The organism is Planctomycetota bacterium (assembly GCA_016125255.1).
In the GTDB taxonomy this organism is placed as follows: Bacteria; Planctomycetota; Phycisphaerae; order Phycisphaerales; family Zrk34; genus RI-421.
The window spans coordinates 29,754-44,357 of record WGMD01000017.1 but is presented as its reverse complement, the minus strand read 5'-3'; the positions used below and the strand labels follow the sequence as shown (position 1 = coordinate 44,357).

Annotated in this window: 12 protein-coding genes; 11 read left to right on the top strand and 1 reads right to left on the bottom strand. The window is 63.4% G+C overall.

Translation table 11 applies throughout. The annotated features are described in order from the left end of the window. Positions 1 to 58: 58 nt before the first annotated feature. Positions 59 to 1,087, top strand: a complete 1,029-nt coding sequence (trpD, locus tag GC162_13610; protein ID MBI1369677.1) for an anthranilate phosphoribosyltransferase — start codon at positions 59 to 61, stop codon at positions 1,085 to 1,087. A gap of 15 nt (positions 1,088 to 1,102) precedes the next feature. Here the strand turns inward: trpD and GC162_13605 are convergent, their stop codons facing one another. Next, positions 1,103 to 3,202, bottom strand: a complete 2,100-nt coding sequence (locus tag GC162_13605) for a glycogen debranching protein (GenBank protein MBI1369676.1) — start codon at positions 3,200 to 3,202, stop codon at positions 1,103 to 1,105. A gap of 94 nt (positions 3,203 to 3,296) precedes the next feature. Here GC162_13605 and rpmE point away from each other — a divergent pair, with 94 nt between their 5' ends. The 10 genes from rpmE (at position 3,297) to GC162_13555 (ending at position 14,582) form a co-directional block, all read left to right on the top strand. Then, on the top strand, positions 3,297 to 3,521 hold the full coding sequence (gene rpmE / locus GC162_13600) for a 50S ribosomal protein L31 (protein MBI1369675.1): 225 nt from the start codon (positions 3,297 to 3,299) through the stop codon (positions 3,519 to 3,521). Between the two features lie 131 nt (positions 3,522 to 3,652). Continuing rightward, entirely contained in the window at positions 3,653 to 4,729 is a 1,077-nt protein-coding gene (prfA, locus tag GC162_13595; protein ID MBI1369674.1) for a peptide chain release factor 1, read from the top strand. Between the two features lie 135 nt (positions 4,730 to 4,864). Further along, positions 4,865 to 6,271 (top strand): glycosyltransferase, encoded by a 1,407-nt coding sequence (locus GC162_13590; protein MBI1369673.1) that lies wholly within the window; start codon positions 4,865 to 4,867, stop codon positions 6,269 to 6,271. Between the two features lie 142 nt (positions 6,272 to 6,413). Next, positions 6,414 to 6,596: an entericidin A/B family lipoprotein gene (locus GC162_13585; protein MBI1369672.1), complete on the top strand. Its 183-nt coding sequence runs from the start codon at positions 6,414 to 6,416 to the stop codon at positions 6,594 to 6,596. Positions 6,597 to 6,609: 13 nt separating this feature from the next. Next, positions 6,610 to 7,398, top strand: coding sequence for a Fe-S oxidoreductase (locus tag GC162_13580; GenBank protein MBI1369671.1), 789 nt, complete (start codon positions 6,610 to 6,612; stop codon positions 7,396 to 7,398). A gap of 118 nt (positions 7,399 to 7,516) precedes the next feature. Next, on the top strand, positions 7,517 to 8,986 hold the full coding sequence (locus GC162_13575) for an iron-sulfur cluster-binding protein (protein ID MBI1369670.1): 1,470 nt from the start codon (positions 7,517 to 7,519) through the stop codon (positions 8,984 to 8,986). Beyond that, a complete protein-coding gene (locus GC162_13570) occupies positions 8,983 to 9,654 on the top strand; it encodes a hypothetical protein (protein ID MBI1369669.1) in 672 nt (223 codons plus the stop codon). The genes GC162_13575 and GC162_13570 overlap by 4 nt, the downstream gene beginning before the upstream one ends. Before the next feature lie 202 nt (positions 9,655 to 9,856). After that, positions 9,857 to 11,044, top strand: coding sequence for a polysaccharide deacetylase family protein (locus GC162_13565; GenBank protein ID MBI1369668.1), 1,188 nt, complete (start codon positions 9,857 to 9,859; stop codon positions 11,042 to 11,044). 532 nt (positions 11,045 to 11,576) lie between these two features. Beyond that, positions 11,577 to 12,464, top strand: coding sequence for an ABC transporter permease subunit (locus GC162_13560; protein MBI1369667.1), 888 nt, complete (start codon positions 11,577 to 11,579; stop codon positions 12,462 to 12,464). 18 nt (positions 12,465 to 12,482) lie between these two features. After that, positions 12,483 to 14,582 (top strand): ABC transporter substrate-binding protein, encoded by a 2,100-nt coding sequence (locus GC162_13555; GenBank protein MBI1369666.1) that lies wholly within the window; start codon positions 12,483 to 12,485, stop codon positions 14,580 to 14,582. Positions 14,583 to 14,604 lie beyond the last annotated feature (22 nt).

Sequence of the window (14,604 nt, the reverse complement as noted above, 5' to 3'; positions counted from 1 at the left end):
TTGTTTGATATCCTCTTATTTACACGACACCTGCGCCATCACGGATATTATCAGACGCATGACCTTGCCCCTCGACCTTCCCGCCCTGCTCTCCCGCCTCGCCGCCGGACATGCGCTCGATCACGATCAGGCCGCCCGGGCGTTTGACCTGGTCATGACCGGGCAGGCGAGCGAAGCCCAGATCGCCGCCCTGCTGACCGCGCTGGCGCAGCGGCCGGGCGGGCCGACGGTCGATGAAATCACCGGCGCCGCGGCGACGATGCGACGTCACGTCCGCCCCGTCCCCGTGCCGCCGGGCATCGAAGTCGTCGACACCTGCGGGACCGGCGGCGACTATGCCGGAACCTTTAACATCTCCACCGCCGCCGCACTCATCGCCGCCGGCGCCGGCGTCCATGTCGCCAAGCACGGCAACCGCTCCACCACTTCCAAATCCGGCTCGTCCCAAGTCCTCGAAACCCTCGGCGTCAAACTCGAAGTCTCCGACGCCACCCTCACGCGCTGCCTCGCCGACGCCAATCTCTGCTTCTGTTTCGCCCCCGCGCACCACCCCGCCATGAAGTACGCCGCGCCCGTCCGCAAACAGCTCGGCTTCCGCACCATCTTCAACCTGCTGGGCCCCCTGACCAATCCCGCCGGCGCCAAACGCCAGATCATCGGCGTCTACGACCCCGCACTCACCGAGCCGCTCGCGCAGGTGCTCCTGAACCTCGGCGCGACGCACGCCATGGTGGTCCACGGCTCCGGTCTCGACGAAATCACCACCGCTGGCCCGACCCGCATCACCACCGCTCATCACAACAAACTCACCACCACCACCGTCCGCCCCGCTGACTTCGATCTTCCGACCATCGCGCTCGACGCACTCAAGGCCGACTCCGTCGAGCAGTCCGCTCGGATCATCCGCTCGATCCTTGCCGGCGAAAAATCACCCGCCCGCGACATCGCCGCCGTCAACGCCGCCGCCGCACTCGTCGTCGCCGACCTCGCCCCCGATCTTCCCGCCGGCTATCAACGCGCCTGCACCGCCATCGACAACGGCGCCGCCCAAACTGTGCTGAAGCGCCTTGTCGAAATCACCAACTGATCCCAACAGCCAGGTTCACGCCGATTCGATCAGAATCGCCGCGCGCAGGGTTTCGGCGACGCTCCAGGCCTGGGCCATGCAACCCTCGGGGCGGTGCGGGGCGTCGGCTTCGAAGACTTCGTGAATCTGGCCCAGACTGTGCTTGCCCAGCTCTTCGAGCAGCGGGGCGAGGGCTTCGCGGGCGTGGGCCAACGCGGGTTTGGAGAACTTGTGCGCCCGCAAATAGCCCTCGATGTATCCCCCGATGGGCCAAGCCCAGACGGTGCCCTGATGGTACGCCCGGTCGCGGTCGAACATGGAACCGTCGTAACGGCCGTGGTAGTTCACGTCTTCGCGCGGCAGCGTGCGCAGGCCCATCGGCGTCAGCAGCCGCTCGCGCACGACTTCCATGACCTGCTTCTGCCGCTTCTGAGACAGCGGCGAGTGCGGCAGACTCACGGCGAAAATCTGATTCGGCCGCAGCGAACGGTCCGAGCCCCAGATGTTCACGTGATCCATCAGATAGCCCAGCTCATCGCGCCAGAACACGCGGTTGAAGGAACGCTTGACCTTCTCCGCCAGCTTCAGGTAACGCGATTCGCCGGTCTGCTCGCCCATGCCCATCAGCGCCCGGTACCACAGCGCATTGATCTCGACCGCCTTGCCGTGCCGCGGCGTGAACACGACGCCGTCGCGCTTGGCGTCCATCCATGTGAGCTGCGTGTGCGGGTCGCCGGCGTTGATGAGCCCGTCGCGGTCCATCGCGATCGGCCCGTCCGTGCCGCGCTGATACGCTTCGATGATCTGCGCACATGCGCTGGTGAGCGACTTTTTCCATGTGGTCTTGTCTTCGGACTGGCGCACGTATTCGAGGGCCGCGTGAATGAACCACAGACTTGCGTCGACCGTGTTGTAGTGCGGCTCGCCGCCGTAGTCGTCGAAGCGATTGGGGATCAGTCCCTTGCGGATGTGCCGCGCGTACGCCAGCAATGTTTTTTTCGCTTCATCGAATCGCCCGGTGGCAAGCAGCAGGCCCGGCAGACTGATCATCGTGTCGCGCCCCCAGTCGGCGAACCACGGATAACCCGCAAGGATCGTCATCATCGGCTCGCCGTCGACTTCTCGCTCGACGACGAAGTCGTCGCCCGCGACGACCAGCCCGTCGCACACACGCTCATTGTTCACCTGCTTGCGCACGTGTTTGATCATCTTCTTGAGGTGCGGGATCCGCGCGTCTTCGCCCTCGAAGAGCTTCGGATCGATGGGTTCGACGCCGAAGGTGAAACGGATCTCGCTGACGGATTTACCGATGTTTTTGAACGTATGCTCGAACCAGCCGGGCGTGTAGAGGTCTTCGATGTCGTCCTGATGGCGGCGGGCTTCGATGCGGCGGTGGAAGTTGTACCACCAGTCGGGGTTCTCGATGAACTTGCCCGCATCGGCGTGCATGTGCAGGACGGGCAGGCCGGGCGTGACGACCTGGACGGTGGAGCCGTCGATGACGAGCCCGAACGATCCGCCGCCCCATGCAGCCCGGCGCTGATGATGAAAATCGCGCATCGCCAGCAGCGGGCGGATACTCAGCGTCAGTTCATCGGGGACCATGTCGTGCGACTCGCCCGCGCCGATGGCGGGCTCAAGGCGATAGACAAGCTGGGCGAGATTGCGATGCCATGCGATGCGCAGCTCTTTGGTGATCGTGATCGGACCGACGACGTAGGTCCATCGGGCGGAGAGGTCCTTTTCGAATTTGCGGAGGTACTGCCAGCCCTTGGGGACGAACATGGTGTGCCCGTCAGCGGCGAATTCGTGGGCGGCCAGTTCGTAGAGGGCCCCGCCGAAGCGGAGGGATTCGTTAACGGCGGCGAGGGTGTTGATGCGGCCGACGGGGGGGTGGGTCGCGGCGACGAGGAGACTGTGATATCGGCGGGTGTTGGTCCCGGCGACGGTGCCCATGGCGTAGGAGCCGATGCCATTGGTCAAAAGCCACTCGGTTTCGACCATTTCGGCGGGCGGGGCGTGGCCGATCCAGGGTTCGCCGGGGGGGTAGTCGAGCGTGTAGGTGGGGACGGGGGCGTTGGATGTGGCCTGCTTCATGGCCCTATCATACAGGCAGATCGCGATCAGTTGCCACATCGCCGCCGATCGCTATAATACCCGACTTTTCCAGCACCCCCGGAATCGCCCACACAGCACCTGCCCGCTACGGAATGCTCCGAAGGATATGACCATGAAAGCTGACATTCACCCCCAATACGTCGAGACCAAAGCGTCCTGCGCCTGCGGCAACACGTTCACGACCCGCAGCACCCGCAAGGAACTGCACGTGGACATCTGCTCCGCCTGCCATCCGTTCTACACCGGCAAGCAGAAGTTCGTCGACACCGCCGGCCGCGTCGAGAAGTTCCAGAAACGCTTCGGCGGAAACTACTTCGGCGCCCGCGCCAAGAAGTAGGCCTGCTGCGATACACGATCAACCGTGCGCGCCCGTTCGCGCACGGTTTTTCTATGCCCCGGCGAATCCCGTTTAGCGACCGGGCTTGCCCGGTGATCGAAACAGCGGGCAAGTCCGCTCGCTGAACACTCATGTCCGACGACGCACTCCTTCATCGACTCGACGCATTGCTCGCGGAGTACGAGCAATTGGGTCAGCAGCTTGCCGACCCGGCCGTCGCGTCGGATCACCTCGCCGCCTCGCGCATCGCACGGCAGCGGGCGGCGATCGAACCGGTGTGCCGGCAGTATGCCGCGTACAAGTCAATGCTCGCCGAGTCAGCCGACCTCTCACGCATGATCGAAACGGAAACGGATGCGGAACTGCGCGCGATCGCCGAGTCGGAGCTGGCGCAGCTCAAGCCGCGCGCGGCGGCGCTGCTCGAAACGATCAAGGGCGACCTGGTCACCAGCGACGACCGGGCGATCGGTTCGGTGATCGTCGAACTCCGCGCCGGCGTCGGCGGCGACGAGGCGGGGATCTGGGCGGGCGATCTACTGAATATGTACGAGAAATACGCGGTTTCGAAGGGATGGAAGTGGGAGCCGATGTCGTTCAGTGCGTCGGAGATGGGCGGGTACAAGGCGGCGACGATTCACGTGACGGGGCCGGGCGTGTGGCAGCATCTGGGGTATGAGGGGGGGACCCATTGCGTGAAGCGCGTGCCGGCGACGGAGAGTCAGGGGCGGGTGCATACGAGCACGGCGACGGTGGCCGTGCTGCCGGAGCCGGAGGAGATCGACGTGAAGATCCCCGAGTCGGATGTGAAGATCGAAGTCACGACGGCTCGCGGGCCGGGTGGGCAGAATGTCAACAAAGTGGCAACGGCGGTGCGCATGACGCATCTGCCGACGGGCATCGACGTCCGGATGCAGGATACGAAAAGTCAGAATCAGAATCGTGCGCTGGCGTGGCAACTCCTGCGGGCGCGCGTCTATGAGTATTACCAGCAGCAGGTCGATGCGGAGCGGGCCCAGCAGCGCCGCTCGATGATCGGCGGAGCGGGGCGAGGCGAACGCATCCGCACCTACCGATACAAGGACAATCAGGCAGTCGACCACCGCATCAATCAGTCGTTCAACCTCGGCGAAGTATTGGCCGGCCGACTCGACGAACTGGTCACCGCCCTGATCGACTATGACAAAGCCCAGCGCCTCGCGGCTCTGTAAGTGAAGAATTGAACCGCCGAGACGCCGAGAGCATAGAGGTCAAAACAGAATTTGCTCTGTCCTTCTCTGCGTCCTCGGCGTCTCGGCGGTTCAATTCCTCTCATCTGATTCTCATTTCAAGCGAATTGCCGCGGGATGCCGACTTTTATCGGTATGAAGATTCTCTATCTGCTTCAGCCGGGCACGAATTCACGCAGCATTTTTCTGGACATGATCGCCGGGACGAGGACGGCGGGGCACGAAGCGGTGATCCTCGAACTCGACCCGCTCTGGACCGCCACCAGTCGCATGCCCCAACAGCGTAACGCCGTACAGGGCGACTTCTGCCGCCTGATCGCGACTTTCATCCAGCACAACGGCATCGACCTGACCGTCGGCATGTGGGCCAACGGCCTGACGACGCTGGGGCTCATCAATCACGAAGGCCGACTCGCCACGATTTTCGATGCGATCCAGCACCCGCACCTGATGATCTGGCTCGACTCGCCCGAACGCGCCAACGACGGCTCGGTCGCCCCGCTGTTCTCGACCGGCGTTCTGCAAAGCCCGCATCTGTATCACTTCATCAACAACACCGGCACCGCCGCGGAGATGACCGAACTATTCAACTTCAACCCACGGACCGTGCTGCCATCGCGCTACGGCATCAACCCCGATCTCTTCCGCCCCGATCCGAACGTGCCCCGGCGATACGATCTGATGTTCTCGGCCGGCGGGGGCGATCGCTGGACCGCTCCGACGCCGCTCATGCGCGACGAGGTCGGCAAGGATGAGCCCGATGTCGATGCGGTGCGGCGGGAGCTGGCCAAGCAGGTCGAACCCAAGCTCGATGCGCTCTCGCAGTCGTTCGACGCGGCGATCCGCCCGGGCGTGCGCAAGGTCATGAGCGAACTATTGACCATGCAGATCGAACAGCGCGATGTGACGATGACGCAGCGGCTTTCGCTCATCGGGCGCGATGCGGAACTCAAGCCGGCCGTCGCGGCATTCACGAAACAGATCAATGTTTATGTGCAGGCGCTGCAGGCGATCCGCTCGATCGAGCATTTCATCCGCGCGTTCACGTTCGTGCATCTGGCGAAGCATTTCAACTGCGCCATGTTCGGCACGGCGGATTTTTCGGCCTGGGGCTGCGATGTGAAGAGCGCCGGGTTCGTGCCCTACGAGAAGCAGGCGGCGATGTACTCGCAGGCGAGCGTCGGGCTGAGCGTCATGCGGTGGCAGGACGAGGTCGGCGTGCACATCAAGCCAATGGAAATCGCCGCCAGCGGCGTCGCCTGCCTGGCCCATCACCGCTGCGGGATCGAAGACCTGTATGTCCCCGGCCGGGAGATCGTCACGTATCACACACTCGCCGAGGCGCGCAATCGCCTGGCCGCGCTGCTCGCCGACCCGACCGGGCTCGCGTCCATCGCCGAAGCGGGCTACCAGCGGACGCTTGTCGACCACACCTGGGCGACGGTCGTCAGCGAGTTGGTCGAGAAGATCGAAGCCCACCGCAGCGGCGCCGACGACACAGCCCGGCAGACGAAGGCGGCTTAATTGTCATTGACACGCACCTCGTTGCGAGGGTCGCCCGCCCGCTCTGCCTCCGGGAGGAGCCACAAACGCGCCCTTAGCGGTGATCCGATCAAGGCGTTATGATGTAGGGCCGAACAGTCGGCGTCATGATGGAGCGGACACCATGAAATACATCGCATGGATGTTGATGACCGGCCTGATGCTCAGCGGGCTTTCCGCGTGCAATACGGTCGAGGGCGCGGGCAGGGATCTGGAGCAGCTTGGCAAGCACACCTCCTCGACCGCGCGCGAGTACAACAACTACACGCCCGGCGAACAGCCCAACGGCAATCCCTATCAGAAGTGAACCTCAGCGGCGCATGAAAGTCAGTCTCTTCGTCACCTGCCTGACCGATACGTTTTACCCCCGCGTGGGCGAGGCGGTCGTGCGCGTGCTCGAACATCTGGGCTGCGAAGTCGACTTCCCCGCGGCGCAGACCTGCTGCGGGCAGCCCATGTTCAACACCGGCTGCCACGCCGACGCGCGCGATCTGGCCAAGCGCATGATCGACGTGTTCGAGCAAAGCGAAATCGTCGTGACGCCGTCCGGCTCCTGCTGCGCGATGATCCGCGACTACTATCACGAGCTTCTGCACGACGATCCGGCTTACGCGGAACGCTGCACGAAATTCGTCAAAAAGACCTACGAATTCGCCGAGTTTCTGCTCAACGTCATGAAGGTCGACCTGAAGCGCCAAAAGTGCAAATGGGGCGGCGGGGCCGACGGCAATGTGCCCATCAAAACGACGTACCACTATTCGTGCCACCTGCGCGGGCTGGGCATGACCAACGAAGCGGTGCGCCTGCTCGAACAGATCGGCGGGATCGACTACGTGCCGCTGAACAAGACCGAGCAGTGCTGCGGGTTCGGCGGGACGTTCGCCGTCAAATACCCCGAAATCTCCGGCTCGATGGTCCGCGACAAAATCGGCTGCGTCAAAGACACCGGCGCATCCGTGCTCGTATGCAACGATGGCGGATGCGCCCTGAACATCACCGGCGCCATGCACCGGGCCGGCATGCCCATCACGACCAAACACATCGCCGAGATCATCGCCGAGGGACTGGGGCTCATGCCGATGGAACAGCGCCGCGAGGCCAGGCAATGACCAATGACAAATGCCTAATGCCTAATGACCCATTTCTTCTCCGCCTTGTTGTATCAGTGCTGGAGAAAGGCAATTTGTCATTAGGCATTAGGCATTTGTCATTGGTCAATGGAGAAGCATGAGCGATCACCACGAACATCCCGTCGCGCTCTCCAAGGATGGGCAGTCGATTCTGTTCCCCTCGTTGCCGTATGACATGCACGCGCGGGCGGAGGCGTTCATCGCCGACGAGCACATTCAGACCTACGTCAACCGCGCCACGCTCGGGCGCGACAACGGGCGCAAGGCCTTCACGAAACAAATCTTCGGCGACCGGCATAATGACCTGCGCCTCCTCGCCGGCCGGATCAAGCAGCACACGCTCGACAATCTCGATTACTACCTCGAGCAGTTCATCGACAACGCTGAGAAATCCGGGGCGAAAGTCCATTTCGCCGCCGACGCGAAGGAAGCGAATGCGATCTGCCTCGACATCGCCAGGCGTGAAAAGCTCACGGCCTGCGTGAAGTCCAAGAGCATGGTCACCGAGGAAACCCACCTCGTGCCCGAGCTGGAGGCGATCGGCGTCGAGGCGCTCGAAACGGACTTGGGCGAGTTCATTTTGCAGATCGACAACGATGCGCCGAGCCACATCGTCACGCCGATGATTCACAAGGACAAGACGGCCGTGGCGCGGGCGTTCGTGCGCGAACTCGGCGCGGAGTACACCGAAGACCCGAAGGAACTGACGACCATCGCGCGGAACTATCTGCGGGACAAATTCCGCCGGGCGGACCTGGGCATCAGCGGCGGGAATTTCCTTGTCGCGGAGACGGGGTCGGTGGTGATCTGCACGAATGAGGGCAACGGGCGCTTCTGCACGACCGCCCCGCGCGTGCATGTCGCTTTCGTCGGGATCGAGAAACTGGTGCCGACGCAAATGCACCTGAGCGTGCTGCTCAAACTGCTCGCCAAACACGCCACCGCGCAGCCATTGACCGTGTACACGCACATCATGACCGGCCCGAAGCGCGCGGCTGAGCACGATGGCCCGGAACAGATGCACTTCATTCTCGTCGACAACGGGCGCACGAAGATTCTCGCGGACCCCGAGTATCGCGAAGCGCTGCGGTGCATCCGCTGCGGGGCGTGTCTCAATGCGTGCCCGGTGTATCGCAAGACGACGGGGCATGCGTACGGCGCGGTCTATTCGGGGCCGATCGGCGCGGTGATCACGCCGCTGTTCAAGGGGCTTGAGAACTACAAGGATTTGCCGAACGCTTCGAGTCTCTGCGGGGCGTGCTACGAGGCGTGTCCGGTCAAGATCAATCTGCCCGAGCTGCTCATCAAGCTGAGGCGCGACATGCTCAGCGGGCGGGTGACCAAGTGGCACGAGCGCATCATGTACAAGATCGGCGCGATCGGCCTCAAGTCGCGCTTCATCTATCGCGTCGGCGGATTTTTCCAGCGGAAGATGCTGCGGATGCTTTCCAAGGGCGGGTACATCCGCAAAGCGCCGGGGCCTTTTAAGGGTTGGACCATCGAGCGCGACCTGCCGGCGCCGGCGGCGAAGGATTTTCGAAGCTGGTGGAAACGGCATAAATCATGAACGAAGGCACGCGGACAACGAAGGAACAGATGCTCCAGCGCGTGCGCAAGGCGCTGGGGCGGCGCGGGGCGCTCGATGTGGCGCCGACGCCGCCGGTGATTGACGAGGCGATCGCGCGCGTGACGAAGCCGGAGGAGAATCTGACGGAGCTTTTCGCGCAGCGGGCGAGCGAAGTGGGCATGATCGTTCGGCGATGCGAGGCGGGTTCGCTGGCGACGGCGCTCGGCGCGGTGCTGACGGAGATCAACGCCAGGGCCGTGACGCTCTCGGCGACGGACCCGGCGGTGGCGAACCTGCTCGAGGAGCGCGGCATTCGGCTGCTCGACTGGCGCGGCGACCGCACGATGGCGTCGCACTACCAAGCCGACGCGGGTATCAGCGATGTGCATTCGGCGATCGCCGAGACGGGCAGCATCGTGTGCGAGTCGGATGCTCATCACGGGCGCGGACATTCGCTTGCCCCGGCGGTGCATATCGCCATCGTGCGGGCGGAGCAGATCGTGGCGGACCTGCTCGACGATCTGCCGCGCCATGCGGGGAAAGCCCCCAACGAGCGGCCCAGCGCGATCGCCATCATCACCGGACCCTCCAAAACCGCGGACATCGAAGGGATTCTGATTACCGGCGTACACGGACCCGAGCGGGTGTATGTGATCCTGGTGGGATGATCGTCATGGGAATGACCAATGACCAAATCCCAATGACCAAGGAAGGAACGGCCTGCGGCCCTTTATTTTGACATTGAACCTTTGAGCATTCCTTTGGTCATTGGTGCTTGGACATTGGTCATTTCCTCGCGTCTCGCTTCCCACATCGCCGATACACGATATGATGCTCAGGGTTCTTTAAGAGGTCAGGAGTTCCGCCGCGATGCCCACTGTCTGTATGTACCTGCAGATGCACCAGCCGATTCGGCTGCGGCGGTACAGCGTCTTCGACACCGATGCGCAGTATTACGATCATGATCTGAACGCGCAGGTGCTCGCCAAGGTTGTCGAGAAGTGCTACGAACCGACGACGAAGAAGCTCCTGGACCTGGTCAAGCGGCACAAGGGCAAGTTCCGCGTGAGTCTGAGCATCACGGGCGTTTTGCTCGATCAGCTCAAGCAGCGGGCGCCGAAGATCATCGACCAGCTCGCCAAGCTCGCCGCCACCGGCTGCGTCGAGTTCCTCAATGAAACCTACTACCACTCGATGGCCTTCCTCTACAGCCGCGACGAGTTCAAGGAGCAACTCGCCCTGCACGCGGCGTTGATCGAAGAGCTTTTCGATCAGAAGCCGACGGTCTTCCGCAACACCGAGCTGATCTACAACAACGACCTGGCCTACTACATCGATTCGCTGGGCGGGTACAAGGGCCTGCTGGCCGAGGGCTCGGATCAGGTGCTCGCCGGCCGGTCGGCGAACGTCGTGTACCGCCCGCCGCACACGCCCGAACTGTCCCTGCTCGTCCGCAACTACCGGTTGAGCGATGACATCGCCTTCCGCTTTTCCAATCGCGGGTGGTCCGAGTGGCCGCTCAGTGCCGAAAAGTACGCCGCATGGATCGACCGCCTCGGCCCCGCTGCCGACGTCTGCAACATCTTCATGGACATGGAGACCTTCGGCGAGCACCAGTGGGCCGACACCGGCATCTTCAACTTCCTCGACAAACTCCCCGAAGCCGTGCTCGCCTCCGACAAGTCCCGCTTCATGACCATCAGCGAAGCCCTCGCCGCCCACGCCCCCGCCGACGAGTTCGACGCCCCGCACATGACAAGCTGGGCCGACACCGAACGCGACCTTTCCGCCTGGCTCGGCAATGCCATGCAGTCCAACGCCCTGCACGAACTGTACAAGCTGGAAGGCCCCATCAAATCGCACGGCGACGAGGCCCTGCTCGAAGACTGGCGCCGGCTCACCATCAGCGATCACTTCTATTACATGTGCACCAAGTACTTCGCCGACGGCGACGTGCACACCTACTTCAGCCCCTACGAATCCCCCTACGACAGCTACATCAACTTCATGAACGTCCTGGACAACCTCCGCACGCGCATCGGCGCCGTCAGCGTCTGACCCCCCCTCCCCGATCCGCCCCCTGGCCCGTCCCGATTCAGCGGGGCGGGGGACCCCTGCGTCAAATCCCCCGCGCGCACACGCCGAGCACGCCCTCATCGCGTCCGCACGGTTCGTGAACCTTTGTATTCGATTGCCCATCAACGCTTTTCCCCCCTGTCGCGCGATCCACCGCGCGCACGGTGCGCATCGGCGCGGCCAGCGCGGGCGCGCCGGTGCGCGCGGACGCCATCGAAAACGCTGATGTCCCCGGTCATCGCGCGCACCGGGCGCGCCATCGCGCCAACCTCGTGCGCGCATCGCGAAACATCCGTGCGCCGCGCTGGGGAATTTGACCCACTTCGTACCAGACGCTTCGCCGCCGAGCCGGCTCCCTTCGACGTCGCTCAGGGCCAGCAGCGTCGGCGTGAGCGACCCCCCCATCGTGCTCGCCCTCGTGTTCGTTCCTCGTTCTCGACATTCCGCCGAGCAAGAACGAGAACGAGTCGACGCCCGAACGCCGCCCTCCGCCTTTGTGTTATCATGCCCGGTCATGACCTCGGCCGCCGCGCTGCCACTGCGTCGATCGCCCCTGTCCGCCGCCCGACTCGGCGGCGCGATCCTGATCGTCATGGCCGCCGCGTGTCTCCTTTCCCTGCCCTGGTCCCTCGCCCAGTACAACGCGCAGCAGCTCGATCACGTCCTGGAAGCCCCGCACGCCGGCGCGATCATGGGCACCGATCGCCTCGGCCGATCCCTCGCCTGGCGATGCCTCCTCGGCGGGGCCATCTCCCTGGGCATCGGCCTCGCCGCCGCCACCATCACCACCCTCATCGGCACCGCCTGGGGACTCGTCGCCGGTTACGTCGGCGGACGCGTCGACGCCGCCATGATGCGCTGCGTCGATGTCCTCTATGGCCTCCCCTACATCCTCCTCGTCGTCCTCCTCAACGTCGCGCTTCAGCCCGTCGTCGAACGCTGGCTCGGCCCGCTCGCCGGCAACATCGTCACCTTGCTCATCGCCATCGGAGCCGTGAGCTGGCTCACCCTCGCGCGCGTCGTCCGGGGTCAGGTCCTGAGCATCAAGCAGCAGCCGTTCGTCGAAGCCGCCCGCGCCATGGGCTGCTCGCCCTTGCACATCATGACCCGCCATCTCCTGCCGAACCTGCTCGGCCCGATCATCGTCTATACGACATTGACCGTCCCGCAGGCGATTTTGCAGGAGTCGTTCCTGAGCTTCCTGGGCATCGGCGTTCAGCCCCCCCTCCCGAGCTGGGGCAACCTCGCCGCCGACGGCCTCGTCGAACTCAACCCCGTCAAAAGCCACGCCTGGCTCCTGATCTGGCCCTGCGTCCTGCTCGGCGTGACCCTGCTGGCCCTGAACTTCATGGGCGACGGCCTGCGCGACTACTACGACCCACGATCCCGCTCAAAACGCTAAGTCATCGGTGACCCACGCATGGAAAACAAATTCGGCTTCAAAGACTTCGCCCTCTTCGTCCTGCTGGTCTTTCTCATCGTCAGCGTCTGGCTCGCCATGGAGCAGTTCGATCGGCAGTGGGACGACGTCAAACTCGTCAACACGCAGGTCAATCAGCTCACCGCCGAGCAGTCCAAGCTCCGCAAGAACATCGAAGACCTGACGCGGACGATCCAGCAGGGCGTGCACGTCAATCCCGATCATCCCGCGACGACGCAGACGTCCCAAGACACCGGCGGTTACGATCCCTTCACCGGCGTGCGCGAAGCGCGCAAGAAGCCCGACTTCGCGCAGGGCGACTGGTGCATCGACGTTTTCGCCTCCAAAGTCGGCATCATCACGGCGCTGACCTACAAAGACCTCTACGGCCGGCTCATCCAGAGCCAGATTCTCGAAACGCTCGTCACCATCGACGCCGACACGCTTGAGGAAGTCCCGCTGATCGCCAAGTCGTGGAAGATCGACGACAACTCCAAGGCGTGGAAGGCGTATCACGACAAGGCGCTGGCGAAATTCGGCGGCCAGGCCGACGCGGATGCGAACGTCTACGCGGATCAACTCAAGACCGTTCTGGAAACGAAGGAAAAGGAAGGCGGCAAGCCCGTCGCCGGTGATTCGCCCGCGTATGCCGAGGCGGTCGCGGCGGCGAAAGAACAGTGGATCAAAAAGCAGATCGACAAAGACCCGGAGCGCATCCCCGCCACGACGATCACCTTCGAGCTCCGCAAGGACGTCGTCTTCTCCGACGGCGTCGGGCTCACCAGCGCCGACGTCGTCTTCAGCTTCGATCTGCTCAACAACCCCGCGCTTGATGCCGCCAGCACGCGGCAGTTCTACGACAACATCGATACGTGCAAGGCCAACGGACCTTACGAAGTCGTCTTCACGATGAAGGAGCCCAACTATCTGGCGCTGGGCATGTGCGGCGGGCGCGAGGTGCTGCCCAAGCACTTCTACGAGAAGTTCACGATCGATCAGATCAACGAAAAGCCCGGCCTGCTGCTGGGGTCCGGCCCGTATCGCCTGCCCGATCCGGAAAACTGGGCGCCGGGCAAACCCATCGAACTGGTCCGCAACGAGCGCTACTGGGGCCCGCAGGGCGGCTTCGACAAGATCGTCTACAAGGAAATCATCAACGACGTGGCGCGCGTCACCGCGTTCAAGAACGGCGAAGTCGACATGCTCGCCGCCACACCCGAGCAGTTCGAGCAGCTTCTCAAGGACAAGGACCTCGTCGCCCGGACGCAGCATTATGCGTATCAGGCGATCCCCAGCGGATACATGTGGCTCGCCTGGCAGCAGAAGCGCAACAACAAGCCGACGATGTTCGCCGACAAGCGCGTGCGGCAGGCGATGACGTATCTGACCGAGCGGCAGCGCATCTGCGACGAGGTGTTTCACGGCTACGCGGTGCCGGCGAACGGCCCCTGGCCCGTCGGCTCCAAGCAGGCCGACCCGAGCTTGAAGGCCCGGCCGTATGACCCGGTCAAGGGCATGGCGCTGCTCAAGGAGGCCGGGTGGGAGGACCGCAACGGCGACGGCGTCATCGAAGACAAGAACGGCAACCCGTTCAAATTCAAGCTGACTTACCCCTCCGGGTCCGCGGACTACGACCGCATCGCGCTGTTCCTCAAGGACTCGTACGCCCGGGCGGGCATCGTGATGGAGCTCGATCCCCTGGAGTTCAACGTGCTCATCTCGCGGCTGGAGCAGCAGACCTTCGACGCGATCATCCTCCGCTGGGGCGGCGGGGCGGTCGAATCGGACATCCGCCAGATGTTCCACTCCTCGCAGACCAACAAGGGCGGGGACAACGTGATGAACTACATCAGCCCCGAACTGGACAAGTACATCGACCTGGCCCGCAGCACGGTCGATCCGAAAGAGCGCTATCCGCTGTGGCAGAAATGTCATCAGATTCTTTATGAGGATCAGCCGTACACCTTCATGGTGGTCCAGAACTCGCTGCGTTTCTTCGACAAGCGCATCCACAACATCGTCCGCAACACGCAGGGCATCAACGACCCGCCGCGCAATGAGTGGTATGTGCCGACGCCCGAGCAGAAGTGGGGCAAATGATTTTGGATTGCGGATTTTGGAT

Coding starts and splice junctions, on each gene's coding strand:
- trpD (MBI1369677.1), top strand. CDS start 59: ATGACCTTGCCCCTCGACCTTCCCGCCCTGCTCTCCCGCCTCGCCGCC.
- GC162_13605 (MBI1369676.1), bottom strand. CDS start 3,202: ATGTGGCAACTGATCGCGATCTGCCTGTATGATAGGGCCATGAAGCAG.
- rpmE (MBI1369675.1), top strand. CDS start 3,297: ATGAAAGCTGACATTCACCCCCAATACGTCGAGACCAAAGCGTCCTGC.
- prfA (MBI1369674.1), top strand. CDS start 3,653: ATGTCCGACGACGCACTCCTTCATCGACTCGACGCATTGCTCGCGGAG.
- GC162_13590 (MBI1369673.1), top strand. CDS start 4,865: ATGCCGACTTTTATCGGTATGAAGATTCTCTATCTGCTTCAGCCGGGC.
- GC162_13585 (MBI1369672.1), top strand. CDS start 6,414: ATGAAATACATCGCATGGATGTTGATGACCGGCCTGATGCTCAGCGGG.
- GC162_13580 (MBI1369671.1), top strand. CDS start 6,610: ATGAAAGTCAGTCTCTTCGTCACCTGCCTGACCGATACGTTTTACCCC.
- GC162_13575 (MBI1369670.1), top strand. CDS start 7,517: ATGAGCGATCACCACGAACATCCCGTCGCGCTCTCCAAGGATGGGCAG.
- GC162_13570 (MBI1369669.1), top strand. CDS start 8,983: ATGAACGAAGGCACGCGGACAACGAAGGAACAGATGCTCCAGCGCGTG.
- GC162_13565 (MBI1369668.1), top strand. CDS start 9,857: ATGCCCACTGTCTGTATGTACCTGCAGATGCACCAGCCGATTCGGCTG.
- GC162_13560 (MBI1369667.1), top strand. CDS start 11,577: ATGACCTCGGCCGCCGCGCTGCCACTGCGTCGATCGCCCCTGTCCGCC.
- GC162_13555 (MBI1369666.1), top strand. CDS start 12,483: ATGGAAAACAAATTCGGCTTCAAAGACTTCGCCCTCTTCGTCCTGCTG.